The sequence below is a fragment of the Saccharopolyspora sp. CA-218241 genome (assembly GCF_050954615.1).
Classification (GTDB): Bacteria; Actinomycetota; Actinomycetes; order Mycobacteriales; family Pseudonocardiaceae; genus Saccharopolyspora; species Saccharopolyspora cebuensis.
On the sequence record NZ_CP191860.1, the window covers coordinates 719,552 to 745,491 of the forward strand.

Annotated in this window: 28 protein-coding genes, 1 tRNA gene and 1 pseudogene; 16 read left to right on the top strand and 14 right to left on the bottom strand. The window is 73.6% G+C overall.

All coding sequences use genetic code 11. From position 1 onward, the window contains the following. Positions 1-45 precede the first annotated feature (45 nt). The gene (locus ACQP0T_RS03640; RefSeq protein ID WP_433871291.1) at positions 46-642 is read right to left on the bottom strand and encodes a 5-formyltetrahydrofolate cyclo-ligase; all 597 of its coding nucleotides are present in this window, start codon (positions 640-642) and stop codon (positions 46-48) included. A gap of 35 nt (positions 643-677) precedes the next feature. Here ACQP0T_RS03640 and ACQP0T_RS03645 point away from each other — a divergent pair, with 35 nt between their 5' ends. The 5 genes from ACQP0T_RS03645 to ACQP0T_RS03665 all read left to right on the top strand — a co-directional run bounded on the left by ACQP0T_RS03645 (position 678) and on the right by ACQP0T_RS03665 (position 4,658). Continuing rightward, a complete protein-coding gene (locus tag ACQP0T_RS03645; RefSeq protein ID WP_433871292.1) occupies positions 678-1,580 on the top strand; it encodes a UTP--glucose-1-phosphate uridylyltransferase in 903 nt (300 codons plus the stop codon). Positions 1,581-1,613: 33 nt separating this feature from the next. Further along, on the top strand, positions 1,614-2,837 hold the full coding sequence (gene glp, locus ACQP0T_RS03650) for a molybdotransferase-like divisome protein Glp (RefSeq protein ID WP_433871293.1): 1,224 nt from the start codon (positions 1,614-1,616) through the stop codon (positions 2,835-2,837). 4 nt (positions 2,838-2,841) lie between these two features. Then, positions 2,842-3,504 (top strand): GNAT family N-acetyltransferase, encoded by a 663-nt coding sequence (locus ACQP0T_RS03655; RefSeq protein WP_433871294.1) that lies wholly within the window; start codon positions 2,842-2,844, stop codon positions 3,502-3,504. A gap of 243 nt (positions 3,505-3,747) precedes the next feature. Continuing rightward, entirely contained in the window at positions 3,748-4,515 is a 768-nt protein-coding gene (gene sepX, locus ACQP0T_RS03660; RefSeq protein WP_433871295.1) for a divisome protein SepX/GlpR, read from the top strand. Between the two features lie 70 nt (positions 4,516-4,585). Next, positions 4,586-4,658, top strand: a tRNA-Ala gene (locus tag ACQP0T_RS03665). A 295-nt stretch (positions 4,659-4,953) separates the two neighbouring features. On the opposite strand, the gene ACQP0T_RS03670 is transcribed toward ACQP0T_RS03665, so the two are convergent. The 3 genes from ACQP0T_RS03670 to ACQP0T_RS03680 form a co-directional block, all read right to left on the bottom strand. After that, on the bottom strand, positions 4,954-6,273 hold the full coding sequence (locus tag ACQP0T_RS03670; RefSeq protein WP_433871296.1) for a pyroglutamyl peptidase: 1,320 nt from the start codon (positions 6,271-6,273) through the stop codon (positions 4,954-4,956). A gap of 225 nt (positions 6,274-6,498) precedes the next feature. Continuing rightward, positions 6,499-6,798 (bottom strand): hypothetical protein, encoded by a 300-nt coding sequence (locus ACQP0T_RS03675; protein WP_433871297.1) that lies wholly within the window; start codon positions 6,796-6,798, stop codon positions 6,499-6,501. Then, positions 6,795-7,226 carry a catalase-related domain-containing protein gene (locus ACQP0T_RS03680; protein ID WP_433871298.1) on the bottom strand — a complete coding sequence of 144 codons (432 nt, stop codon included), beginning with the start codon at positions 7,224-7,226 and terminating at the stop codon, positions 6,795-6,797. Before ACQP0T_RS03680 ends, ACQP0T_RS03675 begins: the two co-directional genes overlap by 4 nt. A 406-nt stretch (positions 7,227-7,632) precedes the next feature. Between ACQP0T_RS03680 and ACQP0T_RS03685 the strand changes: the two genes are divergently transcribed. Genes ACQP0T_RS03685 through ACQP0T_RS03700 form a run of 4 tightly spaced genes read left to right on the top strand, consistent with a single transcriptional unit; the run spans position 7,633 to position 10,635 of the window. After that, a complete protein-coding gene (locus tag ACQP0T_RS03685; RefSeq protein ID WP_433871299.1) occupies positions 7,633-8,034 on the top strand; it encodes a phosphatase PAP2 family protein in 402 nt (133 codons plus the stop codon). 11 nt (positions 8,035-8,045) lie between these two features. Next, entirely contained in the window at positions 8,046-8,720 is a 675-nt protein-coding gene (locus ACQP0T_RS03690) for a response regulator (RefSeq protein ID WP_433871300.1), read from the top strand. Beyond that, on the top strand, positions 8,714-10,159 hold the full coding sequence (locus ACQP0T_RS03695; RefSeq protein ID WP_433871301.1) for an ATP-binding protein: 1,446 nt from the start codon (positions 8,714-8,716) through the stop codon (positions 10,157-10,159). Before ACQP0T_RS03690 ends, ACQP0T_RS03695 begins: the two co-directional genes overlap by 7 nt. After that, a complete protein-coding gene (locus ACQP0T_RS03700; RefSeq protein ID WP_433871302.1) occupies positions 10,156-10,635 on the top strand; it encodes a hypothetical protein in 480 nt (159 codons plus the stop codon). Before ACQP0T_RS03695 ends, ACQP0T_RS03700 begins: the two co-directional genes overlap by 4 nt. Before the next feature lie 114 nt (positions 10,636-10,749). Here ACQP0T_RS03700 and ACQP0T_RS03705 read toward each other — a convergent pair. The 3 genes and pseudogenes from ACQP0T_RS03705 to ACQP0T_RS03715 all read right to left on the bottom strand — a co-directional run. Beyond that, a pseudogene (locus tag ACQP0T_RS03705) lies at positions 10,750-10,998 on the bottom strand (CoA transferase); the annotation flags it as partial. A gap of 40 nt (positions 10,999-11,038) precedes the next feature. Further along, positions 11,039-11,431 carry a Zn-ribbon domain-containing OB-fold protein gene (locus ACQP0T_RS03710; protein WP_433871303.1) on the bottom strand — a complete coding sequence of 131 codons (393 nt, stop codon included), beginning with the start codon at positions 11,429-11,431 and terminating at the stop codon, positions 11,039-11,041. A gap of 20 nt (positions 11,432-11,451) precedes the next feature. Beyond that, positions 11,452-12,621: a thiolase family protein gene (locus ACQP0T_RS03715; protein ID WP_433871304.1), complete on the bottom strand. Its 1,170-nt coding sequence runs from the start codon at positions 12,619-12,621 to the stop codon at positions 11,452-11,454. A gap of 82 nt (positions 12,622-12,703) precedes the next feature. On the opposite strand from ACQP0T_RS03715, the gene ACQP0T_RS03720 reads away from it, so the two are divergent. Both ACQP0T_RS03720 and ACQP0T_RS03725 read left to right on the top strand, forming a co-directional pair. Beyond that, positions 12,704-13,309 carry a TetR/AcrR family transcriptional regulator gene (locus tag ACQP0T_RS03720; RefSeq protein ID WP_433871305.1) on the top strand — a complete coding sequence of 202 codons (606 nt, stop codon included), beginning with the start codon at positions 12,704-12,706 and terminating at the stop codon, positions 13,307-13,309. A gap of 59 nt (positions 13,310-13,368) precedes the next feature. Further along, the gene (locus ACQP0T_RS03725) at positions 13,369-13,842 is read left to right on the top strand and encodes a LysE family translocator (RefSeq protein WP_433871306.1); all 474 of its coding nucleotides are present in this window, start codon (positions 13,369-13,371) and stop codon (positions 13,840-13,842) included. Positions 13,843-13,851: 9 nt separating this feature from the next. On the opposite strand, the gene ACQP0T_RS03730 is transcribed toward ACQP0T_RS03725, so the two are convergent. After that, entirely contained in the window at positions 13,852-14,454 is a 603-nt protein-coding gene (locus ACQP0T_RS03730) for a response regulator transcription factor (RefSeq protein WP_345355794.1), read from the bottom strand. Then, positions 14,451-15,608: a sensor histidine kinase gene (locus ACQP0T_RS03735; protein ID WP_433871307.1), complete on the bottom strand. Its 1,158-nt coding sequence runs from the start codon at positions 15,606-15,608 to the stop codon at positions 14,451-14,453. The genes ACQP0T_RS03730 and ACQP0T_RS03735 overlap by 4 nt, the downstream gene beginning before the upstream one ends. Before the next feature lie 166 nt (positions 15,609-15,774). Here ACQP0T_RS03735 and ACQP0T_RS03740 point away from each other — a divergent pair, with 166 nt between their 5' ends. The 5 genes from ACQP0T_RS03740 to ACQP0T_RS03760 all read left to right on the top strand — a co-directional run bounded on the left by ACQP0T_RS03740 (position 15,775) and on the right by ACQP0T_RS03760 (position 20,014). After that, on the top strand, positions 15,775-16,659 hold the full coding sequence (locus ACQP0T_RS03740) for an ABC transporter ATP-binding protein (protein WP_433871308.1): 885 nt from the start codon (positions 15,775-15,777) through the stop codon (positions 16,657-16,659). Positions 16,660-16,672: 13 nt separating this feature from the next. Beyond that, positions 16,673-17,386: an ABC transporter permease gene (locus tag ACQP0T_RS03745; protein WP_433871309.1), complete on the top strand. Its 714-nt coding sequence runs from the start codon at positions 16,673-16,675 to the stop codon at positions 17,384-17,386. Positions 17,387-17,427: 41 nt separating this feature from the next. Beyond that, the gene (locus tag ACQP0T_RS03750; RefSeq protein WP_433871310.1) at positions 17,428-18,855 is read left to right on the top strand and encodes an alpha/beta hydrolase; all 1,428 of its coding nucleotides are present in this window, start codon (positions 17,428-17,430) and stop codon (positions 18,853-18,855) included. A 140-nt stretch (positions 18,856-18,995) separates the two neighbouring features. Next, positions 18,996-19,166, top strand: coding sequence for a hypothetical protein (locus tag ACQP0T_RS03755; protein WP_433871311.1), 171 nt, complete (start codon positions 18,996-18,998; stop codon positions 19,164-19,166). Beyond that, positions 19,163-20,014 (top strand): hypothetical protein, encoded by an 852-nt coding sequence (locus ACQP0T_RS03760; protein WP_433871312.1) that lies wholly within the window; start codon positions 19,163-19,165, stop codon positions 20,012-20,014. Before ACQP0T_RS03755 ends, ACQP0T_RS03760 begins: the two co-directional genes overlap by 4 nt. Before the next feature lie 283 nt (positions 20,015-20,297). Here the strand turns inward: ACQP0T_RS03760 and ACQP0T_RS03765 are convergent, their stop codons facing one another. From ACQP0T_RS03765 to ACQP0T_RS03785, 5 genes are all read right to left on the bottom strand, one after another. Next, the gene (locus ACQP0T_RS03765; protein ID WP_433871313.1) at positions 20,298-21,380 is read right to left on the bottom strand and encodes a sulfite oxidase; all 1,083 of its coding nucleotides are present in this window, start codon (positions 21,378-21,380) and stop codon (positions 20,298-20,300) included. Between the two features lie 72 nt (positions 21,381-21,452). After that, the gene (locus ACQP0T_RS03770) at positions 21,453-22,637 is read right to left on the bottom strand and encodes an acyl-CoA dehydrogenase family protein (RefSeq protein ID WP_433871314.1); all 1,185 of its coding nucleotides are present in this window, start codon (positions 22,635-22,637) and stop codon (positions 21,453-21,455) included. 25 nt (positions 22,638-22,662) lie between these two features. After that, entirely contained in the window at positions 22,663-23,415 is a 753-nt protein-coding gene (locus tag ACQP0T_RS03775) for a crotonase/enoyl-CoA hydratase family protein (protein ID WP_433871315.1), read from the bottom strand. After that, the gene (locus ACQP0T_RS03780) at positions 23,415-24,593 is read right to left on the bottom strand and encodes a CaiB/BaiF CoA transferase family protein (RefSeq protein ID WP_433871316.1); all 1,179 of its coding nucleotides are present in this window, start codon (positions 24,591-24,593) and stop codon (positions 23,415-23,417) included. Before ACQP0T_RS03780 ends, ACQP0T_RS03775 begins: the two co-directional genes overlap by 1 nt. A 144-nt stretch (positions 24,594-24,737) precedes the next feature. Beyond that, positions 24,738-25,646 (bottom strand): LysR family transcriptional regulator, encoded by a 909-nt coding sequence (locus ACQP0T_RS03785; RefSeq protein WP_433871317.1) that lies wholly within the window; start codon positions 25,644-25,646, stop codon positions 24,738-24,740. Positions 25,647-25,940: the final 294 nt, after the last annotated feature.

The window sequence follows — 25,940 nt, forward strand, 5'->3', positions numbered from 1 at the left end:
CACGATGATGCGGTACGTCACCGTCCCGGCGCAAACACGCCTACGTCACATCGGCAGCCCGCGCACCCCGGAGCCCGGCGTGAGCACGGCGGTCATCCGCACGTCGTGCGGTTCGCCGGGCAGCTCCGGCACGAACTCCGGATCGCGCACCACGCCGATCAGCACCGCCCCCGGCGCGGTCAGCGGCAGCGAGCGGTCGTAGTGCCCGGCGCCCCGGCCCAGCCGGACGCCGCGGTGGTCGATGCCGAGGGCGGGCACCAGCACGGCCCCGGCGGCGCCGACGGCTTCGGCGCCGAGCCGCGGGCCGACCGGTTCGAGCAGGCCGAAGCGGGCGGGTGCCAGCGACTCCGGACCGGTGTAGTCCGCCCAATCCAGCGGGCGGGCCCCGGTCACGACGGGCAGCAGCACCCGGCGTCCGGCCGCGCGCAGGGCGTCCAGCAGGTCCAGCGAACCCGGCTCCGACGTCACCGGCACGTAGGCCGCGACGACGCCGGTGCCGCGCTCATCGGCCCAGTTCAGAGCGGCGTCGCGGAGCGCAGCGGCGTCCGCCGAACGGGTGGTTTCCGGGACCTCGGCACGTCGTCGCAGCAGCGCCCGCCGCCACTCGTCCTTGGACGCGTGCAGTTCCTCCAGCGAGCTCACAGCCCCACCTTAAAGAAGCCCGATAGGCTCCCGTCATGAGCAGCGCGACGAGCACGCCCCCCGCTTTCCGCACCGCCATCGTGCCCGCCGCCGGGCTGGGAACCCGCTTCCTGCCGACGACCAAGGCGGTGCCCAAGGAATTGCTCCCGGTGGTGGCGACGCCGGGCATCGAGCTGGTCGCCGCGGAGGCGGCCGAAGCCGGAGCGGAACGACTGGTGATCGTGACCTCGCCGGACAAGGAGGCGGTCGCCGACTACTTCAAGCCGCAGCCCGAACTGGAGCGGACGCTGGCCGACCGGGGCAAGGACGACCTGCTGGAGAAGGTCCGCCGCGGCCCGGAGCTGATCAGCGCCGAGATCGCCCTGCAGCGCAGCGCGCTGGGCCTCGGCCACGCGGTCGGGTGCGCGGAACCGAACCTCACCGCCGACGACGAGGCGGTGGCCGTGCTGCTGCCCGACGACCTGGTGCTGCCGAACGGGGTGCTCACCCGGATGGCCGAGGTTCGGGCCCGGTACGGCGGCAGCGTGCTGTGCGCGTTCGACGTGCCGCGGGAGAACGTCTCCTCCTACGGTGTCTTCGAGGTCGACGACACCGAGGACGCCGACGTCAAGGGCGTGCGGGGCATGGTCGAGAAGCCCGCGCCCGAGGACGCGCCGTCCTCGCTGGCCGCCGCCGGGCGGTACCTGCTGGACCGCGCGGTGTTCGAGGCGCTGGGCCGGATCGAGCCGGGCGCCGGTGGTGAGCTCCAGCTCACCGATGCCGTAGCGTTGTTGATCTCCGAAGGCCACCCGGTCCACGTCGTCGTCCACCGAGGTACCCGACACGACTTGGGAAATCCTGGCGCTTTCCTCAAAGCTGCGGTGGACTTCGCCTTGGAGGACCCGGAGCACGGGCCGGGCCTGCGGGAGTGGCTCGTGGAGCGGATGAGCAGGAGCTGAGCCCGACGAGGGCGGCGGAAGAGGGGCGACACCATGAGGTCTGTGGACGAGCAGCTCGCGCGCGTGCTGACGGCGGCCGTCCGACCCGCGCCGGTGCGGGTGGCGATCTCGGAGTCGCAGGGACTGCTGTGCGCCGAGGAGGTCGTCGCCGAGCAGGCGATGCCGGGGTTCGACCAGGCCGCCGTGGACGGCTACGCGGTGCGCAGCGTCGACGTGCAGGCGGCGGGCGAGCAGGAGTGCGCGCTGCCGGTGGTCGGCGAGGTCCCGGTCGGCTCCCGCCAGCCCCGCCGGTTGCAGCCGGGGCAGGCGGTCCGGGTGGACACCGGCGCGCCGCTGCCGACGCTGGCCGACGCGGTGGTCCCGCTGCGCTACACCGACGAGCACCCGGCGAGGGTGGCGGTCCGCGAGTCGGTGCCGTCGGCGGCGTTCGTCCGCCGCACCGGCGAGGACGTGCAGATCGGTGACATCGCGGTGCGGCGCGGCGCCCCGATCGGCTCGGCGCAGGTCGGGCTGCTCGCCGCCGTGGGGAAGAGCAAGGTGCTGGTCCACCCGCGACCGCGGGTGTCGGTCCTGTCCCTCGGCGACGAGCTGGTGGACGTCGACCGCACGCCCGGTCAGGGCCAGGTCTACGACGTGAACTCCTACGCGCTGGCCGCCGCCGCGCGCGACGCCGGGGCCGAGGTCGCCCGGGTCGGCGTGGTCGGCGGGGACGCGAAGCGGCTGCGCGAGGTCGTGGAGGGACGGCTGCTGCTGTCCGAGATCGTGGTGATCGCCGGTGCGGCGGGCGGTTCGGCGGGTGCGGGCGTCCGCTCCGCGCTGGCCGACCTCGGCGAGATCGACGTCACCCGAGTCGCGATGCACCCGGGCTCGGTGCAGGGCTTCGGCCGCCTGGGGCCGGACGAGGTGCCGACGTTCGTGCTGCCCGGCAACCCGGTCAGCGCGCTGGTCGTGTTCGAGGTGCTGGTCCGGCCGCTGATCCGCGCGGCGCTGGGCAAGACCAACCCGCACCGGCGGACCGTCTCGGCGAGCTTGCTCTCGCCGATCTCGTCGTCGAAGGGTCGTCGCGGCTTCCTGCGCGGCCAGTTGCTGCGCGATCCGAACACCGGCGACTACCTGGTGCAGCCGCTGGGCACCTCGGGCACGCACCTGCTGGCGTCGTTGGCCGAGGCCAACAGCTTGATCGTGGTGGACGAGGACGTCGACGAGGTCGCCGCGGGCGAGGACGTGTCCGTCCAGTTCCTGTCCCAGCGCGGTTGAGCGGATGGCACCGGGGAGCGAACCCCAGCCGGTCGGACGCCACCCCGGCTGGCCGGTCGTCCTCGGGCCGCTGATCACCGCGGGCGGCTCGGTGGTGCTGCGACCGCCCCGGCTGCGCGACGCGAAGTCGTGGAGCCGGGCCCGGCTGCGGGACCGCGAGTACCTCCAGCGCTGGGAGCCCACATCGCCGGGCGGCTGGGAGGAGCGCAACGCCACCGGCGCGTGGCCCGCCCAGTGGAGCACGCTGCGCGGGATGGGGCGCCGGGGCGAGGCGCTGCCGTTCACCATCACCGTCGAGGGCGAGTTCGCCGGGCAGCTCACGGTGGGCAACGTGGTCCGGGGCGCGCTGCGCTCCGGCTGGGTGGGGTACTGGGTGGCCGAGGAGGTCGCCGGCGGCGGGGTGGCCACCGCGGCGGTCGGGATGGTGGTGGACCACTGCTTCGGCCCGGTCGGCCTGCACCGGCTGGAGGCCACCGTGCGCCCGGAGAACCGGCCCAGCGTGCGGGTGCTGGAGAAGGTGGGGTTCCGCCGCGAGGGCCTGTTCGAGCGCTACCTCGACGTCGCCGGGGCCTGGCGGGACCACTACGTCTACGGGCTCACCGCGGAGGAGGTCGGCCCCGGCGTGGTGGCGGGGCTGGTGCGCTCCGGCCGGGTCCGCCGGAGCTGATCACCCGCGGTGATCGCCGTCCCACCGACCGGACCTGGCCGATCGGGTGAATTCAGCGCCGCTCCGTCCGGTGATCCCCGACACGCCGAAGTCGTCGCCGACGATGGTTGCGCCGTTGGTGGGCCCTGCTGATCCGGACGTTCCGGACGCGATCGGCGTGCCTGCGAGACAGAAGTGGCCGTTGTGGCTAGCGTGAGGACAGCACGCGCGTGCTTGCCGGTGGCCAGGGGGAGGTGGCGGGGCATGCCCAGCTCGTTGATCTTCGCCGCGTTGGCGGTGGCGTGGCTGGTCGTGCTGGTGCCGATGTTCGCCCGCCGGCGCCAGGAGGTCTCCAAGACCACCGACAGCGCGCTCGCCGCCCGCGTGGTCCGGCGGGGCGGTGGCCGGCGTCCGGCGCGGCCCGGAGTCACGACTACCCGTGCCACGACAACCGACGAGGTGGAGGAGGCGTACCCGATGCCCGACACCGACCGGGACGGCGCCGTCGAGGAGTTCGAGGACGAGCAGGCCGACTCGTGGCGGCCGGTGCACAGCGACGACGTGCGCGCCGGGCGGCGGTACCGGCCGGGCCGCGGCGGGTACGACCCGGAGGCCGCCGCGCTCGCGGCGCGCGCCAAGTACTCCCGGCGGCAGCGCACCGTCCTCACCATGCTGCTCGCCGCGGTCACCACGGCGGTCATCGGCTGGCTGGTGTGGCCGGCGGTGTGGTGGCTGCACGCGATCGCCGACCTCGCGCTCATCGGGTACCTCACCTACCTGCGCCGCCAGGTCCGCATCGAGGAGGACATCCGCGACCGTCGGCTGGCCCGGATGAACGGCCGCGAGGACGACGAGGACGTCGAGTACGACGACGAGCTCATCGACGAGTACGAGCACGGGCGCGAGGGCCCCGACGACCGCCGCCGCGCGGACGACCACGCCGTCCCGGTGGAGATCGACGACGAGGACCCGGTGTTCGACGAGCTCGACGAGCGCACCTGGCAGCCCTACCGCAGGGCCTCCGGCCAGTAGCGATGCGTTCGGAGGGGGTGCCTGACGGGCCGTTCTGCGGCCTTGCTAAGGTGTACTCACCGAACAGCAAGGGGCTGTAGCGCAGTTGGTAGCGCGTCTCGTTCGCATCGAGAAGGTCAGGGGTTCGATTCCCCTCAGCTCCACCCTAGAGGTGCTACTGGAACATGTGCCTGGTCGAAGGCGCTGGAGTAGTACGTCGATGTCTGATGGCATACGAGGCCACCCGCAATGCGGGTGGCCTTTTTGCTGTCCCGAGGACACGAACTCACGAGTTGCCGATGGTTCATCGTCGGCCTCACCACCTACGTGGTCGCCGGCTGCGTGGCCACCGCCGACACCGCCGTGCACCAGTCGTCGCCGGCGAACCTGGCGCTGACGATGGTGGGTTGCCCGGCCGGGCGAGTTGCTGGCCGGGCTCGGTCCCGCTTCGTGAGCTGATCACATCGACGGCGGCGGCAGCGGACCGGATCTCGGTGTGACCGACTGCTGGAACGGATCGCCCGCGGCTCCGGCGCCCACCGCGACGGTGAGGATGGTGCGGAACTGGGCGTTGATGTCGCGCCGGTTCGCCTCGAACACCGGGTCGGTGATCTCGGTGGTGTTGCCCGGACCGAACTCCAGGATCGGCGTGTGCACGTGCCCGCCGGGGATCTCGGCGCCCACCGCGTCGCGCAGCAGCGTCGTCCGGTAGGCGACCTCGTTGGACAGGTAGCTGCCACCACCGCCCGCTCGGGCCTGCGAACCGGGTGTCGGGCCGTCGGGCCGGATCACCGGCTCGGTCTCGCCGCGCGGGATCTCGGTCACCTCGGTGTTGTCGAAGACCGGGAAGCGGCCGGTGTCGGCGGCGACGATCTCGGCGTAGGGCTGGGTCGTCGGCACGAACTCCGGCGGTGGGTCGAGCGTCGGCAGCTCCGGCGGCACGGTGATCACGCTGCCGCGCACCTCGCGGTTGTTGTCGGTGCCTTCGTGCCAGCGCCCGTTCCAGCGCTCGATGTCGAACCGCTCCGGCCTGCCCTGGCTGACCGTGGCGAACAGGTCGACCTGTTCCGGTCCTGGCCGCACGTGTGGCAGGAAGGTGCGCTCGACGACGCCCCGCTCGAACGGCTCCCACAACACGGGGAACATCACGGTCTCGACGCGGGCCGGGCCCGAAGGCGTGTCGAGCACGGTGCCGTCGAGCGCGAGGGCCACCGCGCCGGACGGGTTGCTGCGGCGGATGTCGGTGTCGAGCTGGAACGGGTCGAAGCCGCTGACCAGCACTCGCTTGACCCCCGCGGGCGCCTTGACGCTGCTCTGGCCGCGCGAGCCGCGCTCGAAGGACGCCACCAGCTCGGCGCGCTCGGCCGGGCCGAGCTCGAAACCGGGCTGCCAGCGGGCGAGCGACCTGGTCATGTGCAGCCGCGCCCAGTACAGCGGACGGTCGTCGTCCGCGGGCAGGTCACCCATCGCGGGCAAGCGGCCCTGCGCGCGGGCGACGGTGGTCTCCCACAGCCGCTTGCCCTCTGATCGCACGAACCGCTTCGCGTCGTCGTGGTCGTCGATGCCGCACAGCTCCTGCTGGAACTCCTCGGCGATCCGGTCGAAACCGCTCCGCCGCAGGATCTCGCCGGCGACGTCGTCGTCCAGCCGCCGTTGTTCGACGGTCGTCGGCGCGTTCGGGTCGAAGCACGAACCGACCGCACCGGCGGTGGCTGGAAACCCGCTGGCCAGCAGGGTGAACACCGCCGCGGCGCAGACGCCGCGCACACCGAGGCGCAAGTCGAACCTCCCAGGAGCCAGTGGAACCGGATCGAGCCTATGCCACATCGGGCGCTCGCAGGACGTTTCGCGTTGGCGAGTTCACGAAAAGCGGGCAGTCGGTGCTCGGCGCGGCGCAGCGCCTGGTCGGAGCCGGGAGTCCTCAGTGGAGTACCGCAGGTTCGCGGGATCGCCGACATGCTTCCCGTCGATCGTCAGCCGACCTGAACAAGCCGATCCGCCAGTTCACCGGCCCGCGACGAGGTGCGCTACCGCTTGGTCTTCGACATGGACACCACCTGAGCCCGGTGGTTTCAGTCGGCCAGCAGGTGTTCCTGGCCGAACATGGTGGCGGGCGGCTCGGGCTGTGGGCGTGCCCGCGTCGAGGTCCGCGCCCGCTTCGCGGAGCACGGCAACGACGTCCTTGGCGCCCTTGAACAGGGCGCCGGTGATCGCGCGCGTTGCGCAGGTCCCTTCCCGCGCCAGGTCCATGGCAATCGCCACGACGCGCTCGGTCTGCTCCGGAGTCAGTCCGCCGTCGCTCATGGATGCGTTCTCCTGATCAGTTGCGAATCCCCGGCGTGATGCACCTGATCGCGCACCACGCCGGGGAGTCGTTCACAGGGCGAAGCCTGCGGAGCTGCGTTCGGCGGACCTCGGAGCTGGCCGGCTGCCAGCGCCTCGATCGCCTTGCGGACCGCGCCGTAGGCGGGGTCGGCCTGGGTGCAGTTGTGGATGTGCCGCTCGATGGTGGCTTCCGAAGGACCGTCGATCGCCCGGGCGGTGTTCTCGAACAGCACCTGCTGCTGCTCGGTGGACATGCCCCGGAACAGGTTGTCGGGCTGCTCGAAGTAGTTGTCGTCGTCCTCGCGGAAGTTGAACCGGTCGGCGACCGCGCCCACGGCCTGGCTCGGCTCGCGGATCGATCGGGAGCCGTGCTCGACGTGGATGGAGTGCTGGTCATCGGGCGTCACCCGCCCGAGGCTGTCCCTGGGCATCGCGGATGGCTTCGGTTTGTCGTGCGGCTCGGGTTCTTTGTGCGGGTTGGGCGTGGCGTGGCTTGGCCCTTGCGCTCGCCTGCTTCCTGCTCTTCTGGTGACGTGGTCGTGACTTGGTGGGGATGGTGCGGGGACACCTGCGGGTGAGGCTGGTGGCGTGGTGATGAATGCTGCTGCTCCGGTGCCCCCGAACGTGCGTCGCGCGCTCGGCGCAGGTCCTCGGTTCCCCGGCGTCCCGGGATGTCTGGTCGCGCTCGGGTTGAGCTTCGGGTTCTTCGTGTGGACTCCTGTGGGGCAGCGGGTCGACGGGTATTGGTTGGGGTCGCTGACGGATCCCGGGGGTTTCCCCCGGGAATTGCTGGGGTTCTCCGGGGATCCGGTGGTGTTGGGTGCGCTGCTGGTGGGAGTGGTGCTGGTGGCGGTGGTGCGGGGGCGGTTCCGGGACGCGCTGCTGGCCGCCGGCGTCGTCGTCGGGACGGTGGTCGCCGCCCGGTTGCTCAAGGTGCTGCTGCCGCGTCCCGAGTTCGACCTGGTCGGCGCCACCGCGCACAACAGCTTCCCCAGCGGGCACGTCGCCGCCGTCGCGGGACTGGTGGTCGCCCTGCTGCTCGTGATGCCCCGCGGGGCGCGCTGGTGGTGCGTCGTGCCAGGGGTGGTCGCGGTGGTCCTGGTGGCCGCGTCGACCGTGCTCGCCGGGTGGCACCGGCCCGGCGACGCGCTCGGTGCCGTGCTGGTGGCCGGGGCGGTGGGCCGCCTCGGGGCCGGCGCCCGGAGCCCGCTGTGATACTCGGCGGCATGTCGCGGATCCTGCTGATCGAAGACGACCCGGCGGTGCGGGAGGGGCTCGAACTCGCCCTCACCCGGCAGGGTCACGGGGTGTGCGCGGTGGAGTCCGGCGAGCGCGGTCTGGAGCGGCTGCGCGTCGATCCGCCCGATGCCGTGGTGCTCGACCTCATGCTGCCCGGGTTGGACGGTTTCGAGGTGTGCCGCAGGATCCGCGCGAGCGGCGAGCTGCCGATCATCATGCTGACCGCCCGGGGTGACGACTTCGACGTGGTGGCGGGGCTCGAAGCGGGCGCCGACGACTACGTGGTCAAGCCGGTGCGGCCCCGGGTGCTGGAGGCCCGCATCCGCGCGGTGCTGCGGCGGACCCGGCGGGAGCAGGCCGAGCAGGAGCGGCACGGCGACCTCGCCATCGACCGGGCCGGGCTGGTGGTCACCAAGCGCGGGGTGCCGATCGGGCTGCCGCCGACCGAACTGCGCCTGCTGCTGGAGCTCTCCGGTGCGCCGGGGCGGGTGCACAGCCGCCAGCAGCTCCTGGAATCGGTGTGGGACTACGCCTACCTCGGCGATTCGCGCCTGGTGGACGCGTGCGTGCAGCGGTTGCGGGCGAAGATCGAGGACGAGCCGGCGAGCCCGGTGTACGTGCAGACGGTGCGCGGTTTCGGCTACCGCTTCGGTCCGTGCTGACGCGGCTCGGCGAGCGGTTGGGCCTGCGCGCCCGGCTGTCGCTCGCGTTCGCGGTGCTGTGCCTGGTGACCACCACGGCCGTCGCCGGGGGGATGTACGCGCAGGCCCGCACGGCGATCCTGCAACGCGCGCAGGACGCCGCGGTGCGGGAGGTGACCGACCAGCTGGTCGCCCTGTACCCGCTGCGCGATCGCGCACCGGGGCCCGCCGAGCTCGACGAGATCGCCGCCGCCGCCATCGACCGCGACGGCACGGCGGTGGCGGTGCGCGGCGACGCGCGCTCGTCCGGTGGGCTGGCACCCGAGGTGGTCCCGCCGGAGCTGCGCGCGGCGGTGCGCGACGGCGACCCCGCGTGGCAGCGCCAGGTGCTCGGCGGCCGTCCCGTGCTGCTGATCGGGGTGCCGCTGCTGGTCGTCGGACCGGATGGTGCGCCCCGGCCGTCCGGCATCGAGGTGTACGCGTCGCGGAGCCTGCTGGCCGAGCAGGAGAGCATCACCCGGCTCGCGGTCACCGCCTGGGGCGTCGGCGGCGGTGCCCTGGTGTTCGCGCTGCTGCTGGCCTGGCTGGCCGCGCGCGGCGTGCTGCGGCCGGCCCGCGAGCTCGGCCGGGCGGCGCAGCGGCTCGGCGAGGGCCACCTGCGGACCCGGATCCAGGTGCGCGGCTCCGACGAGCTGGCCGAGGTGGCGCGGACCTTCAACACCACCGCCGCCGAGCTGGAGCGGCACGTCGACCAGCTCCGCGCGATGGAGGCCGACGCCCGCCGGTTCGCCGCCGACGTGTCCCACGAACTGCGCACGCCGCTGGCGGCGCTGACCGCCGTCGCCGACGTGCTCGACGAGGAGGCGCCGCACCTGCCCGCGCAGACCGGCCAGGCCGCCCGGCTGGTCAGCCGGGAGACCCACCACCTGACCCGGCTGGTGGAGGACCTGCTGGAGATCAGCCGGTTCGACTCCGGGGCGGCGGCGCTCGCGCTGGACGAGGTCGACGTGCCCGCGCTGGTCCGCACCACCTTGCGCTCCCGGGGCTGGGCGGAGCAGGTCGACGCCGAGCTCCCGCCCGGGGCGACGGCCCGGCTCGATCCGCGCCGCGTCGACGTCGTGGTGGCGAACCTGGTGGGCAACGCGCTGCGGCACGGCGAGCCCCCGGTGCTGGTGCGGCTGCTGGACGACGACCCCGACTGGGTCGTGCTGGAGGTCCGCGACCACGGGCCGGGCATCGACCCGGCCGTGCTGCCGCACGTGTTCGACCGCTTCTACAAGGCCGACGCGGCCAGGGCGCGGTCCGGCGGCAGCGGTCTCGGCCTGGCCATTGCGCGGGAGAACGCCCGGCTGCACCGGGACGGCGAGCGGGCAGGCACCCTGGTCGCCGACGGCGGTCCGGACGGGGCCGTGTTCACGTTGCGCCTGCCCCGGCGCGCCCGGTGCGAGGAGGACGGATGAGGTGGTCCGCGCTGGTCTGGGCGTTCGGGCTCGTGCTGCTCGCGGGGTGCCTCGCGGGGTGTGGTGTGCAGCCCAGCGGGGTCATCCGGGGCGCGTCCCCACCGAGCGGGCCGGTCGAGCCCAGCACCGCGACGACGCTGCACTTCGTCTCGGACGGCCGGCTCGTCGCGGTCCGGCGGCCGGGTCCGCCGCTCGCGCGGGCCGACGTCCTGGCGCTGCTCGCGGCGGGCCCGACGGAGCAGGAGCGGGCCCGCGGCCTCGGCAGCGAGGTCCCGCCCGAGGCCGCCCCGTTCTCGGTGACCCGGCGCTCGTCCGGTCGCATGCTGGTGACCGCCGCCGTGCCGCCCGCCGGGTTGCCCGGCACGGCCGTCGAGCAGATCGTGTGCACCGCGGCGGCCACCGACCCCGGCGGCACCACGCGGGTCGAGCTGCTGGGCGCCGGGTCCGCGCGGACGACCGGGCACTGCCCGGGCTGATCCGGCGGCGGTGTCCTCAGTCCGCTCGATCGGTGGTGCGGGGACGGCCCGGGCCCCGGGGTCGCGGTGGCATCGGTGACCGCACCCCGAGCTGCGCGTCGGCTCGCCGAGCCCGGGAGCGGGACGGGCCGCGGCGGGGGTGAACCCGGCGTAGCGGGCGGGCGTCCGGACGACCGTCTCCGCGCCTTCCCCCTCGGTGACCGTGACCGCGAGCTCGTTCTCGGCGAACAGCGCGGATGGGACGACCTCCGACCAGAACTCGACCTCGCAGCACATCAGCCCGGCGCGTTGCAGGTCCGCCACCCAGTCCGCCGCGTCGCGGGTGGCGAACACGGCGTCGAGCTCGGCGGTCAGCTCCGCGCCGTGCCGCGGCCGCCACGCACCCCATTGGCGAAAGCAGTCCTCAGGCGAGGGCGAAGACCGGGATCGCTTCGCCGCCCTCGGGGCGCTCGAACTCCACGGTGACCTCCCGGCCGCTGCGGACGTCCTCCGGCGCGGCGCGGACGATCCGGGCGTGCAGCCAGGGGCCCTCGTCCAGCTCGACGATGGCGATGACGACCGGGTGCGTGCGGCCCTCGGCGTCGGGTTTGCGGTGCACGGCGGCCCAGGTGGCGATTCGGCCGCGCCCGCTCGCCTCGGCCCACTCCAGGTCGGTCGAGCCGTCGGAGCCGGTCTGCGCGGCGGGCGGGAGGTGCTCGCCGGTGCTCGGGCTGCGGCGGATCAGCAGCCTGCCCTCGGCGGTGCCGTCGAAGAACGGGGCCGATTCGGGATCGCGCTGCAACGGGTGGACCGGCATCGGGCCTCCTCCGGTGCGGATCAGGTCCGCGGTGCGGGGCTGAGGACGAGGGTGGAGTGGTGGTCGAGGACGCCGCCGTTGCCGCTGACCAGGACCAGGTCGTTGCGTTCGACCTGGCGCGCTCCGGCCTGGCCGCGGGCTTGGACGATCGCTTCGGACAGCGGGGTCATGCCCCACATGTAGTAGCCGGAGAGCTGGCCGCCGCCGGTGTTGGTGGGCAGCGCACCGCCGGGCCCGAGGGCGCCGTCGGCCACGAGCGCGCCGCCCTCGCCCTTGGCGCAGAAGCCGTAGTCCTCCAGGGTCACCAGGGTGGTGTAGGTGTAGCAGTCGTAGATCTCCCGGACGCCGATCTGCTCCGGCCGCACCCCGGCCATCCGCATCGCCGCCCTGCCGGAGCGCGCGGCGCCGGTGACCAAGCCGAAATCGCTGCCCGCGCGGTCGGTGCGGCCGGGGTGGCCCTGCCCCCACCCGTGCACGTGCACCGCGGGCCGCCGCAGGTCGCGGGCCCGGGGTCCGGCGGTGACGAGGACCGCGACGGCGCCGTTGGAGACCAGGCAGCAGTCCAGCAGGTGCAGCGGTTCCACGATCCACCGGGAGTTCTGGTGGTCGGCCACGGTGATCGGCTCGCGCATCTGGGCCAGCGGGTTCAGCCGCGCCCACTCCCGGGTGCTGACGGCGATCGCCCCGAGCTGCTCGCTGGTGGTTCCGTAGGTGTCCATGTGGCGGCGCGCGGCCAGGGCGTACCCGGCGTTGGGGCCGAGGGCGCCGCCCGCGGCGGCCAGGCCCGCGAAGCCGGGCCGCACCCGACTGGCCGGGTCGGCGTAGGCGGCGCCGGTGCTGACCTGCGGTTTCAGCGGGGCGTCGGCGAACACGCACGCCACCGCGGTGGCCATGCCCGCGGCGATGGCCAGCGACGCCTGCGCCACCATCGCGCCCGCCGAGGAGCCGTAGGCCTGGACCTGGGCGGCGAAGCCGAGGTCGCGCAACCCCAGGGCGCGCTGGATCCCCAGGTCGATGCCGCCGCTGATGCCCGGGTTGACCAGCAGCCCGTCGATCTCGGCGACCGGCATCCCGGCGTCGGCGGCGGCCAGCCTGATCGCGTCCACGCCGAACTGCGCCGCGCTGCGGTCGTAGACCTTGCCCATCTCGGTCATGCCGAGTCCGGCGATCGCCACGTCGGGGACGTCCATGTCGCCTCCTGGTGCTCCCAGGTCGCATCCTATTGCGGACGGTTATCGTCGTAAATAGTGCGGTGGTGGAAAGATGTGCGGCATGGCCGAGACCCGACGAGTAGGACGACCGAGGGATCCCGAGCTGGAGCGCCGCGCCCACCTGGCCGCCCGCAGCGTCTACGCCGAGCGCGGCTGGAACGGCTTCACCCTGGACGAGGTCGCCAGGCGCTCCGGGGTCGGCAAGGGGTCGCTGTACCTGCGCTGGCCGTCCAAGGCCGCTCTCCTGGTCGAAGCGGTGCGGGCGCGCACCCGGTTCATCGCCGAGATCGACACCGGCGAGCTGCGCTCGGACCTGATCGAGTTCGCGACCCGCTGGATGGCGTACCTGCGGACCGACGACGGCAAGCTCGTCGGCCGGCTCTCGGTCGACGCCCACCGCGTGCCGCAGCTCGAGGACGTGCTGGCCGGCGACCCATACCCGGAGCACGTCCGGGCCACCCGCGCGATCGTCCGCCGCGGCATCGACCGGGGTGAGCTGCCGCCGGGGACCTCGGTCGCCCTGGTCGCCGACCTCGTCGCGGGCGGGGTCACCAACCACGTTGGCGCGACCCCGCCGCACCTGCGCGAGCAGGCCGGTGCGGAGTCGGCGGAGTACGTGGCCGCGCTGGTCGACGCGGTCGTCGCGGGCGTTCGCGCCACGGCCTGAACGCCGGTCGGGGCGGTACCGTGTCGGAGGTTCCCGCTTCCTTCGCGAGGTGGTGCGCGGTGAGCAGCGCAGCGCTGTGGTCCTTCGTCGTCGTGGCGTTCTTCGGCGTGGTCACGCCTTATGACGTGGTGCGGGTGCTCGGCGCGGCCTACCTGATCTGGCTGGGCGGCTCCGCGCTCTGGAAGTCGTTGCCGCGCAACCGGGTCGACAGCGATCCGGCGGCCGTCGTGGTCGCCGGTGGACGGCTCGCCGCGCTGCGGTCGGGGCTGGTCACCAACCTGCTCAACCCCAAGGTCGGCGTGTTCTACATGAGCCTGCTGCCGCAGTTCATCCCGGCGCAGTCGCAGTCGGCGGCCTGGGGCGCGGTGCTGGTGGCCATCCACCTGACCTTCACCCTGGTGTGGTTGCCCGGCCTGGTGTGGGCGGCCGGTCGGGCCCGGACCTTCTTCCCGCGGCAGCGGGTGCGCCGCTGGATGGACCGGATCACGGCGGGCGTCCTGCTGGGCCTCGGCATCAAGATGGCCGTGGAGTGACGGAGCCCGCTACAGCCAGTCGTGCTCGCGGGCGTACCGCGCGGCGGCGTGCCGGGTCCGGGTCTGGGTCTTCTGCATCGCGTTGGAGAGGTAGTTGCGCACGGTGCCCTGCGCCAGGTGGAGCTGGGCGGCGATGTCGGCGACCGAGTACCCCTCGCCGGTCACCCGCAGCACGTCGAGCTCGCGGTCGGTGAGCGGGCAGTCGTCGACCACGGCGAGCGCGGAGACGTCCGGATCGACCCAGCGCCTGCCCCCGTGCAGCGCCGCGATGACCGACGAGATGTGCTCCGGTTCCGCCGATTTGCTGACGAAGCCCTGGACGCCGAGCTTCAGCGCCTTGCGCAGCACCCCGGGCCTGGCGTGCCGGGTCAGCATGAGGACAACCTGGTCCGGCCGCGCGCGCCGGATCTCCGCGACGGCGCCGAGCCCGTCCACGCCGGGCATCTCCAGGTCGATGACGAGCACGTCGGGCTCGTGCTCCAGCGTGGCCCGCACGGCCGCTTCGCCGTCCCCGGCTTCGGCGAGCACGGTGATCTCGCCTTCGAGGGGCAGCAGCGATGCCAGCGCCTTGCGGAGGAGGGCTTCGTCGTCGGCGAGCACCACGGTGGTCATCGGTCGTCCTCCCGAACCGGGCCGAACTCGGGGAACCGCGCGGCCGTCAGGAAACGTCCGCCCTCCTGCGCCACGGTCAGCTCCCCGCCGCCGTCGGCCACCCGCCGTCGCAGGGTGGCGAGCCCGCTGAGCTCGGGGAGCGGGTCGCTCGGCACGCCGTCGTTGACGATGGCGATACCGGCCGCGGAAAGGGTGATCCGCACCTCCTCGGCCCGGGCGTGCCGCAGGATGTTGGTCGTCGTCTCCCGGAGGACCTGGCCGAGCAGCTCGCCCGCGCGGGGATCGACCTCGGCCTCGCGGTCGACGCGCACCCGGATCCCCGCGGCCTCGAAGAGGTTCTTCGCGTTCTCCAGCTCGGCGGCGAGGTTGAGCCGCCGCTGCGCGTAGGCGAGTTCCTTGGTCTGCGCGATGGTGTCGGAGACGAGGGCGTGCACCTCGCGCAGTTCCTCCGCCGCCCGATCGACGTCGCCGCGCACGAGCTTCTGGGCCAGCGCGACCTTCAGCTTCACCACGTGCAGCGTGTGGCCCTGGATGTCGTGCAGCTCGCTGGCGAAGCGGATCCGCTCGCGGGCGACGGCCAGTTCCGCCTCGCGTTCCCGGGCCTCCTCCAGGTCCGCGACGACGTCGTAGAACCGCTGGTTGGGGAACATCAGCCCGGTCACCACCACGGTGACCGCCGTGGGGACGAGGACGTAGGCGATGAGCACGCCGCGGACGTCACCCTGCTCGATCAGGAGCCGGACCGCGCCCACCCCGGCGACGAAGGCGCACAGCCCCAGGGCCGCCGCGCCGCGGTGGCGCGGCAGCCGGGGGACGACGAGCGGGCCCACGAACGAGATGCCGTAGAACGCCGTGTGGCTGCCCACCAGCATCCCGACGACCCACACCGCCGCCGCGACGACCAGGCAGGGGAGCGCGACGCGGGCCAGCTCGCCCGCCGCCCACCGCACGAAGGCCACCACCGGCATCGCCGCGCCCAGCGCCAGGAGCACGGCCTCCCACCAGGACCGGGCGTCGACCGCCAGCAGCACCACCCCGGTGACGGCCAGCGTCGGGAGCAGCATGGTGAGGTTGAGGTGGCGCAGCCGTCCCCGCGTCGCCTCGGTGTACTCGGACCGCCGACCGGGCGTCGCGGGCCGGTGCGCGGTGTCCATGTGCGGCGCTCCGAGGGGTCGAGCAGCGGGTTCGGCGCCCAGTATCCGGCCCGCCGCCCGGGGCCACCAGTGACACCACGTCACGGGTCCACCCCGCGCGACGTCATGGGGAAGTGGTGACGTCGCCGCACTGCCGGACGGGCGCGGCGGCGGCTGTGATGGACGCATGACCACAGCACCAGTCGTCGACGTCGAAGACCTCAACGTCGCGTACGGGGACTTCCACGCCGTGCGGGACCTGTCCTTGCAGGTGCGCCGCGGGGAGCTCTACGCCCTGCTCGGCACGAACGGGGCGGGCAAGACCTCGACCCTGGAGGTCGTCGAAGGTCACCGCGCCGCCACCTCGGGTTCGGTCCGGGTCTTCGGCGGCGACCCGCGCGACCGCCGCGCCGTGCGGCCCCGGATGGGCGTCATGCTGCAGGAGAGCGGGTTCTCCCCGGACCTGGCGGTGGGCGAGACCGTCCGGCTGATCGGCGGGCTCACCCGGCGCGTGGACGAGGTCGGGCGGGTGCTCGACATCGTCGGCCTCACCCGCAAGGCCCGGACGAAGGTCTCGCAGCTCTCCGGCGGCGAGAAGCGACGCCTGGACTTCGCCACCGCCGTGTACGGGACGCCGGAGCTGATCGTCCTGGACGAGCCCACCACCGGGTTGGACGTCCAGTCCCGGGACGACCTGTGGGCCGCCGTGGACCGGTTGCGCGAGGACGGCTCGACCGTCGTGCTCACCACGCACTACCTGGAGGAGGCCCAGCAGCGCGCCGACCGCATCGGGCTCATGCACGAGGGCGCCCTCCACCGGGAAGGCACCGTCGGCGAACTGACGCGCACCCTGCCCGCCACCATCCGCTGCACCCTCCCGCCCGCCGCCCCACCGCTGCCGCTGCCCGCCGACCGCGGGCGGGACGGGGCGGTGCTGGTCAGGACCTTCCGCCTGCCGCAGGACCTGCACACCCTCCTGGACTGGTCGCGGGAGCACGCCGTGGAACTGCGGGACCTGGAAGCCGGACCGACCCGGCTCGACGACGTCTTCCGCGCCGTCGGCACCTCCTGAAAGGACCTCCGCCATGCTTTCGATCGCGCGCAGCGAACTCGTCCAACTCTTCCGGAACCGGCTGGTGCTGCTCACCAGCCTCGTCATGCCCGTGGCGGTCAGCGCCTTCTTCGTCCAGCAGCACGAGGTGTTCACGGCCCTGGGCAGCCTCGGGTACATCGCGGCGGTGGTGGTGTTCACGGTGGGGGCCTTCGGGCTCTACACCACCGCGGTGACCACGCTGGCCGCGCGCCGCCAGAACCTCTTCCTCAAACGGCTGCGCTCGACCGCGGCGGGTGACGCGGGCATCCTGTCCGGGCTGCTGCTGCCGATCACCGCCATCACGCTGGTCCAGCTCGTGCTGATCCTGGCCGTGCTGGCCGCGGTGGCCGGCGAGCCCGCCGACGTCCTGCTGCTGGCGGTGGCGGTCCTCGCGGCGCTGATCATGCTGCTCGGCCTGGGCTTGGCCACCGCGGGGCTGACGAACTCGCCCGAGCACGCCCAGGTGACCACGTTGCCGGTAAGCCTCGGCACCATCGCCGTGGCCAGTTGGGTGGGGATCACCGGCACCGAGGAGTTCACCCTGCTCAAGCGGCTGCTGCCCGGCGGTTCGGCCACCGAACTCGTCGTCGACGCCTGGAACGGCGGCGCCGCCGACTCGCTCGTCCTGCTGGTGCCCACCGCGAGCTGGGCCGTGGTCGCCGTCGCGCTGGCGTTCCGGCTGTTCCGCTGGGAGCCGCGCCGATGACCGCGACCGGCTGCTCGCGCCGATCCCGAGGAGGAATCCGGATGCGCACATTCCTGACCGCTCTCGCCGCCGCGGTGGTGGCCTCGTCGGTCCCGGTGGCGGGTGCGGCGGCACCGGACACCCTGGACTGGGGCCCGTGCCCGGAGGGCGTCGGCACCGGTCTGGAGTGCGCGACGCTCGACGTCCCGCTGGACTACCGCGATCCCGGCGGGCGCACGATCGAGCTCGCGATCTCCCGCCTGGCCAGCGCGAACCCGGAGCAGCGCCGGGGCGTGCTGCTGACCAACTCCGGCGGTCCGGGCGGGCCGGGGCTGGGTTTCCCGGCCGCACTCCGGGACATGGGGCTGCCGCGCAGCGTGCTGGACAGCTACGACGTGATCGGGATGGACCCGCGCGGTGTCGGCCGCAGCACGCCGGTGACCTGCGACCTGCCGCCGGAGTACCGGAGCAACATCCCGCCGCACGCGCTCGACGCGGCCGACGTCGCCGAGCGGGCCGGGGAGGTCGCCGAGGTCGCCGAGCGGTGCGGCTCGTCGCGGACCGCGGCGCTGCTGCCGCACATCACCACCGCCAACACCGCGCGCGACATGGACCGGGTGCGGGCGGCGCTGGGCGAATCGGAGGTGTCCTACTTCGCGCCGTCCTACGGCACCTACCTCGGTGCGGTGTACACGACGCTGTTCCCGCACCGCAGCGATCGGTTCCTGCTCGACAGCGCCACCGGTCCCGGCGGCTGGGACGTCACCCTGTCGCGGTCGTTCGGCCGGGGCTTCGAGGACCGCTTCCCGGACTTCGCGGAGTTCGCCGCCGCGCACCCGGACTACGGCCTCGGCGAGACACCGGAGCAGGTGCGGGCGACGTACTTCGAGCTCGCCGCGCGGCTGGACGCGCGGCCGAGCCCGGAAGGCATCGACGGCGAGCAGTTCCGGCAGCTCACCTTCGGCAACCTCTACTACGACGCGGCGTTCCCGAACCTCGCCGCGACCTGGCAGGCGCTCGACACCGGTGCTCCGCCGCCGGAGACCATGCCGAGCCCGGAGAACTACCTCGCCAGCCAGCTCCACGTGATCTGCAACGACTCCGACTGGCCGGAGTCGGTCCGCACCTACCAGCGCAACGTGGCGAGCGACCGGGTCGAGCACCCGATGTTCGGCGCGGCGGCGGCCAACATCACGCCCTGCGCGTTCTGGCCGTCCGAGCCGACCGAGCCCCCGGTGGAGATCACCGACCGGGGACCGTCGAACGTGCTCCTCCTGCAGAACCTCCGCGACCCGGCGACGCCGCTGGCCGGCGCGCGGCGGATGCGGCAGGCCCTCGGCGACCGGGCCCGGATGGTCGCCGCCGACCAGGGCGGGCACCCCGCCTACCTCTACTTCGACAACCCGTGCGTGGACGAGGTCGTGACCCGCTTCCTGGTCGACGGGCAGCGCCCGGAGCACGACCTGGCCTGCGGCTCCGGACCGGCCTGACGCACCGCCGTGGTGCCTGACGGGTGCCCCTCACTCATCAGCCTTCCGGGTGAGGCTCACCCGTTGAGAGCTGAGTGAGTGGCACCCTTGCCCAACTTGGACAAGGGTGTCCCTCACCTCGTGTTCTACCGGGTGAACGGGTGGCGGGATGCGCAGCCCGGTCGGTGCGGTCACCGAGCAGCGCGCCCGCGAACCCCGATCCGGACATCGCCGCGCCGTGGCCGATCTCGCCCAGCGCGCTCAGCGTCGGCGCCCCGGCCGCGCAGGTGCGGGCGGCGCGCGACCGGGCCTCGGGCATCCTGGACCGATGAACCACGAGTCGACGACGAGCGGCACCGCGGTCCTCGCGGGCTGCGGTGACCTGGGCGGCCGGGTGGGTGTGCGGCTCGCCGCGAGCGGCTACCGGGTCCTCGGGCTCCGGCGGCGGCCGGACCGGATTCCCGCGCCGATCGAGGGGCGCGCGGTCGACCTCGGCCGCGAGGTGCCCCGGTTGCCCGCGGACACCGGTGTCCTCGTGGTGGCGCTGACCCCGGGCGAGCGCACCGAGCAGGGCTACCGGGACACCTTCGTCGCGGGCCTGCGGAACCTGCTGGACGCCGTCGACGGGCTCCCGGCGCCGCCGCGCACCCTGTTCGCGTCCTCCACCGCCGTGCACGGCACCGCCGACGGGAGCTGGATCGACGAGCGCACCCCGGCCGACCCGCCGACCGCCACGGCGGCGGTGCTGTGCGAAGCCGAGGAGCTGCTGCACGAGCGGCTGCCGACCGCGAGCGCGGTGCGGTTGGGCGGGCTCTACGGAGCGGGGCGCGGCCCGCTGCTCACCTCGGTCGCCGAGCGCACCGCGACCCTCCCGCGCACCCCGGTGTTCACCAACCGCATCCACCGCGACGACGCGGCCGCCGCCCTCGCGCACCTCAGCACCCGCGCCACCCCTCCCGCCCCGCTCTACCTGGGCGTCGACGACGAGCCGTGCGAACGCGGCGAGGTGCTCCGCTTCCTCGCCGACGAGCTCGGCGTCGAGCACCCGCCCGTCGCCGACGACGAGCATCCACGCGGCCAGGGCAAGCGCTGCCGAAACAACCGCCTACGCGAAACCGGCTTCGAGTTCCAATATCCCACCTACAGGGAGGGCTACCGATCAGTCCTAAGTGGAGTGTGAGCGGCCACGCCGACCCCTAGCTCGCCACCGCAACTACCGTCAAGCAAGCGGTGAAGCTGCTTGCACCCACGCACGCGCCAAACCCGGCCACCGTCAGGCAAGCGGCGAAGCCGCTTCCGCTTTGCCCCACCTGATCAACCGGCACCGCCGCGGGTTCTCAGCGGTCTTCTCGCGAGGACGCCCTGACGCTGTGTACGCGCTCGTACATGAGGAAGGGCGCCCGGAGCGAGCAGGCCGCTGAGGTTCCGCCAGCCGCACCGCCACGCAAAACGACCACAGCACCCTAAAAGCTCGACGTGACGTGGACCTGGGCCCAGGCGTTGTTGGCGTACCCCTTGGGATTCCACAGGTGGGCGGCGTGCTCGGGCTGGGCGGCGGCGGTGGTGTCCCACGCGCGGGCGGTGAGGGTGACCGGCCCCGGCGGCAGGTCCAGCGAGGTGCGCCAGAGCCGCCACGTCCACGGGCCGGACGGGCCGTCGAGCTCGGCCTGGGTCCAGGTGCGCCCGCCGTCCGCCGACACGTCGACGCGGGCGACGTCCCGGTCGTCACCGGCCAGGGCGTACCCCCGCACGGTCGCCGGTCCGGCGCGCAGCTGGGCGCCGTCCTCGGGGAGCAGGATGTCGGAGTTCAGGGCGAGCGGCCCGAGCGAGATCCCGTCCCCGGGCCCGGCCGCGGCGGGGTCGGCCTCCGGTGGCAGCAGCCGGTAGGACGTGGCCTGGAAGAAGTTGTCCGACGGGTGGTCCTGCACGGTGATCCGGTCGAGCCACTTGACGCTGCGGGCGCCGATGTAGCCGGGCACCACCGCGCGCACCGGGGCGCCGTGCACGGCGGGCAGCGGCTCGTCGTTCATCGCCCAGGCGAGCAGGACCTCGCCGCCGCGCGCCTTGGCCGCGGGGATCGAGCCGCCGAACCGCTGCGGGGGCGAGGCGATGCGGGACACGTCGGGGGCCTCGAAGGCGACGTGCCCGGCGTCCGGGTCGGCCCCGGCGGCGGCCAGGACGTCGGCCAGCCGCACCCCGGTCCAGCTCGCCGTGGCGGTGGCGCCCGGACCCCACGGGGCTTCGCCGGGGATGTCGCGCACCCGCGCCAGCCCGGCCCGGCGGTTGCCCGCGCACTGGAGGGTCGCGACGAGCTCGTGGGCGGTGAACCGGCTGCGCAGCTCCCCAGGGACAGCTCCAGCGGTCGGGCGACGCGCCCGCCCACCCGGAGCCGCCAGCCCGCCGGGTCGATCCCGGGCACCGGGCCGTGGTTGCGGACGTACCAGGTGTCCAGCGGGGTGCGGTGCGCCGCCGCCAGCGCCGCGCGGGGCGGCTCGGCGTTGAACGGTTCCCGCTCGTGCACGATCACGTCCGCCCGCTTGCCCCACGCCACGGCGGCACCTCCTCCGGTTCGGCCTCCCCGCAGTGTGGTCGCCCCCGGCCCCACCGGCACGCGGCGATCACGCGAAAGCGCTCAGCCCGGTGATCGACTTGCCGACGATCAGGGTGTTCATCTCCCGGGTGCCCTCGAAGGAGTAGAACGCCTCGGCGTCGGCGAAGAACTTGGCGACCTCGTGCTCCAGCACGATGCCGTTGCCGCCGAACAGCTCGCGCGCCCAGGCGACGACCTCGCGCATCCGGGTGGTGGTGAACGCCTTGGCCAGCGCGGCCCGGTCGGCCCCCGCGCGGCCCTGCGCGACGAGCTCGTTGAGCCGCACCACCATGCCGAACATCGCGGTGATGTTGCTGAGCATCTTGACCAGCAGGTCCTGCACCATCTGGTAGGAGCCGATGGGCTTGCCGAACTGCTCGCGGCGCACCGCGTAGTCGCGGGCCAGCTCGTAGGCGCGCAGCGCCACCCCCAGCGACGACCAGGCGACGCCGCCGCGGGTGGCGGCGAGCACCTTGGCGGTGTCCCGGAAGCCGTTGATCCGCTGGAGCCGGTCGGCTTCCGGGACCCGGACGTCGTCGAGCACGAGGTCGGCGTTCTGCACGGTGCGCAGCGCGATCTTGCCCTCGATCTTGGACGCGGTGAGACCGGGCGCGCCCTTGCCGACCACGAATCCCTTGACCTGGTCGTCGGCCACGTCCCGGGCCCACACCACGATCAGGTCGGCGAAGGTGCCGTTGCCGATCCAGCGCTTGGCGCCGCGCAGCACCCACTCGTCGCCCTCGCGGCGGGCCGTGGTGCGCATCCCGCCCGCGACGTCGGAGCCGCCCTCGGGTTCGGTCAGCGCGAACGCGCCGATCGTGTCCATCGCCGCCATGCCGGGCATCCAGCGCCTGCGCTGCTCCTCGTCGGCACCGCCGTTGATGCTGCCCATCGCGAGACCGGTGTGGACGCCGGAGAAGATGGACAGCGACGGGTCGGTGCGGACCAGTTCCAGGCTGAGGAAGCCGCTGAACAGCGGGCTGCGCGGGCGTCCGTCGCCGAACTCCGGGTAGTGGTAGCCGGCCAGCCGCAGCTCGGCGAACTTCGGGATCACCTCGAACGGGAATTCCGCGGCCTCCCACGCCGCGTTGGCGACCGGCTTGATCTCGCGTTCCAGGTAGTCGCGGATCTCGGCGAGCTCGGTGCGCTCGGCGTCGCTGAGCAGTTCGGCGTAGCCGAAGAAGTCGGGGTCGGTCTGGGCGGTCCTGGGCATCGGTGTTGCCTCCTGGGGTTCTGGTTCAGCGGCCGGTCCACCGCGGGGCGCGCTTCTCGGTGAAGGCGCGCACCCCTTCGGCGAAGTCGGCGGATTCCCGCAGCGCGCGCAGTTCCGCGCGGTGCAGGTCGAAGGGTTCGGGTTCGGCCTCGCGGACCAGCCGCTTGGCCGCGGCCAGCGCGAGGGGGGCGTTCGCGGCGAGCTCGGCGGCGAGCTCCAGCGCGACCGGCAGCGCCGCGCCTTCGGCGGTCAGCCGGTTGACCACGCCGAGGTCGTGGGCGCGGGACGCGGTGATCGACCGGCCGGTGAGCAGCGCCTCCATCGCCACGTGGTGCGGGATGCGCCTGGGCAGCCGCAGCACGCCGCCGCCCGCGGCGATCAGGCCGCGCTTGACCTCGGGCAGCGCGAACGTGGCGCCCTCGGCGGCGACGACCAGGTCGCAGGCCAGGGCCAGCTCGAACCCGCCGCCCAGCGCGTAGCCCTCGACGGCGGCGATCAGCGGGGTGGTGGTCGCGGCTTCGGCGAGCCCGGCGAACCCCTTGCCCGCCACCGCCGGGGATTCGCCCCGCGCGGCGGCCTTGAGGTCCATGCCCGCGCAGAACGTGCCCGCCGCTCCGGTGAGCACGCCCACCCGCAGGGCGGCGTCGGACTCCAGCTCGTCGATCGCCGCGGCGATCCCGCGGGCGACCTCGGCGTCGACGGCGTTGCGCGCCTCGGGCCGGTCGATGGTGATGACCAGGGCGCTGCCCGCGGTCTCGGTCCGCACGGACGTGGTCATCACCGCTCCTCGGCGTCGAGTTCGGACAGGACCTCCGCGGTGTGCTCCCCGGGCAGCGGGGCGTGCCTGCGCACCGATGCGGGGGTGGCGGAGAAGCCGATCGGGACGCCGATCGACCGGTAGCTGCCCTCGCTGGGGTGCTCGGCGAGGTCGAGCAGGTGGCCGTCGCGCACGTACGGGTCCTCGGCGGCCTCGTCGAGCCGGAGCACCGGCCCGACCGGGATGCTCCGCTCGGTGCACACCTCGATCCACTCGGCGGTGGTGAGGTTCGGGGTGACCGACTCGATCAGCTCGGCGATCGCCTCGCCGTCGGTGCGGTTGTCGATCCGGTCGCCCGCCACCCGAGGGTCCTCGGCGAGGTCCGGTCGCCCGGCGGCGCGGAACAGGTCGCGGCAGTTGCCCGCGGTGTAGGGCGCGATCATGGCCAGGCCGTCCTTGGTCGGGCGCGCCCGGTGGCCCTTGTTCATCGACAGGGTGAACCCGGTCGGCCCCATCGGGGGCTCGAAGGTCCGGCCTTGCAGGTGTTCGACCAGGTTGAACGCCAGCAGCGTGTCGGCCATCGGCACCTCGACGAGCTGGCCCCGGCCGGTGGCGCGCTGGTGCAGCAGGGCGGCGAGCACCGAGTAGGCGATCGTCAGCCCGGCGACCTTGTCGGCGAGGATGCTCGGCAGCACCACGGGGGCGCCGATGTCCCCGGCGCGGTCGGCAACGTCGACCAGCCCGGACGCGGCCTGCACGGTCTCGTCGTAGGCGGCGAGCCCGGCCCGGTCGGAGTCGGGGCGGAAGCCCTGGGCGTGCGCGTAGACCAGCCCCGGGTGGCTCGCGGCGAGGCTGTCGTGGTCCACGCCGAGGCGCCGCAGCGCGTCGATGCGCATGTTGGTGATCAGCACGTCGGCGCCGGCGATGAGGTCGAGCGCCCGCGCGCGCCCGGCGTCGTCCTTGAGGTCGAGCGCGACGCTGCGCTTGTTCCGGTTCACCGCGAGGTTGAGCGGGGTCATGCCGGGCGTGTTCCGGTACAGGGCGCCACCGCGCACCGAATCCCGCGGTGCTTCGATCTTGATCACGTCGGCGCCGAGGTCGCCGAGGATCTGGGCCGCGTACGGGCCCATCACCACGGTCGCCATGTCGATGACGCGGACGCCTGCCAGCGGTCCTGGTTCGTTCGCGGCGGAGGTCATCACCACTCCTGGGGAAGGGAAGCCGCGCCGGCCGGGTTGCAACGGCGCAATTCGTTTGATTCGCTAACTACTTTAGGTCCGCGTTCCCGGGGAGTTCAAACGATCAGCGTCACCGATCCGCGAACGTCGGCGTGACCGCAGCGGTCACGCCCCGGCGCCGTCCAGCACCCGCCGCGCCGCGGCGAGCAGGGCGTCGAGCCCGGACTGCGCCGCGGCGCGGTCCGCGCGCCAGATCAGGCCGGTCGGCAGCTCCGGGTCGAAGTCCTCGAAGGGCAGCACCACGACGTTGTCGTCCCGGTACTTGCCCATCCCGCTGCCCGGGGCCAGCTTCGAGATCGCGAAGGCGGACCCGTTGGCCACCACCTCGCCGGTGCTGCCGTAGTCGCCGGTGCTCAGGGTCACCTTCCGGCGGATCCCGGCGGCCTTCAGCCGCCCCTGGAGCTCGTCGTAGTAGGCGGGCAGGAGCTCCGGCGCCGGCGAGACGTAGGTGTGGTCGACCAGCTCGGACAGCGACACCGAGGTGCGGGAGCCGAACTCGGCCGCGGACAGCACCGCGCCCAGCGGCTCGCGCAGCACCTCGTGCACCTCGACGCCCTCGGCGTGCACCGGCAGGTGCACCAGCGCCATCGCCAGCGCACCGCGCTGCACCGCGTCGAGCAGGTCGCTGCTGGAACCGGGCCAGCGCTTGACGTCGCACTCGGCGGCGCACCGCCGCTCCAGCTCCTTGATCCGCTCCCGCAACCGCGGGTGCAGCCCGGGCGGGGTGCCGATGTGGACGGTCCGGCGGGGCGGCCGGACGGCCTCCCGCAGCCGCCACGGGAGGTCGTCGAACCGGCCCACCACGTCGCGGGCGATCGGCAGCAGCGCCGCACCGGCGTCGGTGAGGCGCACGTGGTGCGAATCCCGTTCGAACAGCGCGGTGCCGAGCTCCTGTTCGAGATCGCGCACCCGGCGGCTCAGCGGCGAGGTCGCCATGTGCAACCGCCGCGCCGCCCCCGAGAAGCTCAGGTGCTCGGCGACGGCCACGAAGTACCGCAGGTGCAACATCTCCATCAACGGCCCAGGTTACCGGCGGCGGGGCCGGGCGGAACTTCGCCGCGAACCCGGGAAACGCGTTCGGATCCCTGCCATGATGGATCGTCGTGGCGGGTGCTCGGGTGCGGTGGCGGACCGCGGTGCTGGTGCTGGGCCTGATTGCGTGCGGTTCCGGGCTCGCGTGGGTGCTGCGCGTCCAGGGCTTGCAGAGCGCGGCGTCGTGGGCGCAGCTGCTGCCGCTGGTGGTGGCCGTCATCCCGCTGTTCGCGCAGCGCCCCGCCGCCGGTCCCGCGGTGACCACGCCGCCCCTCG

Coding starts and splice junctions, on each gene's coding strand:
- ACQP0T_RS03710 (WP_433871303.1), bottom strand. CDS start 11,431: ATGCCGGTCCACCCGTTGCAGCGCGATCCCGAATCGGCCCCGTTCTTC.
- ACQP0T_RS03720 (WP_433871305.1), top strand. CDS start 12,704: ATGGCCGAGACCCGACGAGTAGGACGACCGAGGGATCCCGAGCTGGAG.
- ACQP0T_RS03750 (WP_433871310.1), top strand. CDS start 17,428: ATGCGCACATTCCTGACCGCTCTCGCCGCCGCGGTGGTGGCCTCGTCG.
- ACQP0T_RS03745 (WP_433871309.1), top strand. CDS start 16,673: ATGCTTTCGATCGCGCGCAGCGAACTCGTCCAACTCTTCCGGAACCGG.
- ACQP0T_RS03770 (WP_433871314.1), bottom strand. CDS start 22,637: ATGCCCAGGACCGCCCAGACCGACCCCGACTTCTTCGGCTACGCCGAA.
- ACQP0T_RS03675 (WP_433871297.1), bottom strand. CDS start 6,798: ATGAGCGACGGCGGACTGACTCCGGAGCAGACCGAGCGCGTCGTGGCG.
- ACQP0T_RS03655 (WP_433871294.1), top strand. CDS start 2,842: ATGGCACCGGGGAGCGAACCCCAGCCGGTCGGACGCCACCCCGGCTGG.
- sepX (WP_433871295.1), top strand. CDS start 3,748: ATGCCCAGCTCGTTGATCTTCGCCGCGTTGGCGGTGGCGTGGCTGGTC.
- glp (WP_433871293.1), top strand. CDS start 1,614: ATGAGGTCTGTGGACGAGCAGCTCGCGCGCGTGCTGACGGCGGCCGTC.
- ACQP0T_RS03780 (WP_433871316.1), bottom strand. CDS start 24,593: ATGACCTCCGCCGCGAACGAACCAGGACCGCTGGCAGGCGTCCGCGTC.
- ACQP0T_RS03730 (WP_345355794.1), bottom strand. CDS start 14,454: ATGACCACCGTGGTGCTCGCCGACGACGAAGCCCTCCTCCGCAAGGCG.
- ACQP0T_RS03690 (WP_433871300.1), top strand. CDS start 8,046: ATGTCGCGGATCCTGCTGATCGAAGACGACCCGGCGGTGCGGGAGGGG.
- ACQP0T_RS03735 (WP_433871307.1), bottom strand. CDS start 15,608: ATGGACACCGCGCACCGGCCCGCGACGCCCGGTCGGCGGTCCGAGTAC.
- ACQP0T_RS03785 (WP_433871317.1), bottom strand. CDS start 25,646: ATGGAGATGTTGCACCTGCGGTACTTCGTGGCCGTCGCCGAGCACCTG.
- ACQP0T_RS03700 (WP_433871302.1), top strand. CDS start 10,156: ATGAGGTGGTCCGCGCTGGTCTGGGCGTTCGGGCTCGTGCTGCTCGCG.
- ACQP0T_RS03740 (WP_433871308.1), top strand. CDS start 15,775: ATGACCACAGCACCAGTCGTCGACGTCGAAGACCTCAACGTCGCGTAC.
- ACQP0T_RS03715 (WP_433871304.1), bottom strand. CDS start 12,621: ATGGACGTCCCCGACGTGGCGATCGCCGGACTCGGCATGACCGAGATG.
- ACQP0T_RS03775 (WP_433871315.1), bottom strand. CDS start 23,415: ATGACCACGTCCGTGCGGACCGAGACCGCGGGCAGCGCCCTGGTCATC.
- ACQP0T_RS03760 (WP_433871312.1), top strand. CDS start 19,163: ATGAACCACGAGTCGACGACGAGCGGCACCGCGGTCCTCGCGGGCTGC.
- ACQP0T_RS03645 (WP_433871292.1), top strand. CDS start 678: ATGAGCAGCGCGACGAGCACGCCCCCCGCTTTCCGCACCGCCATCGTG.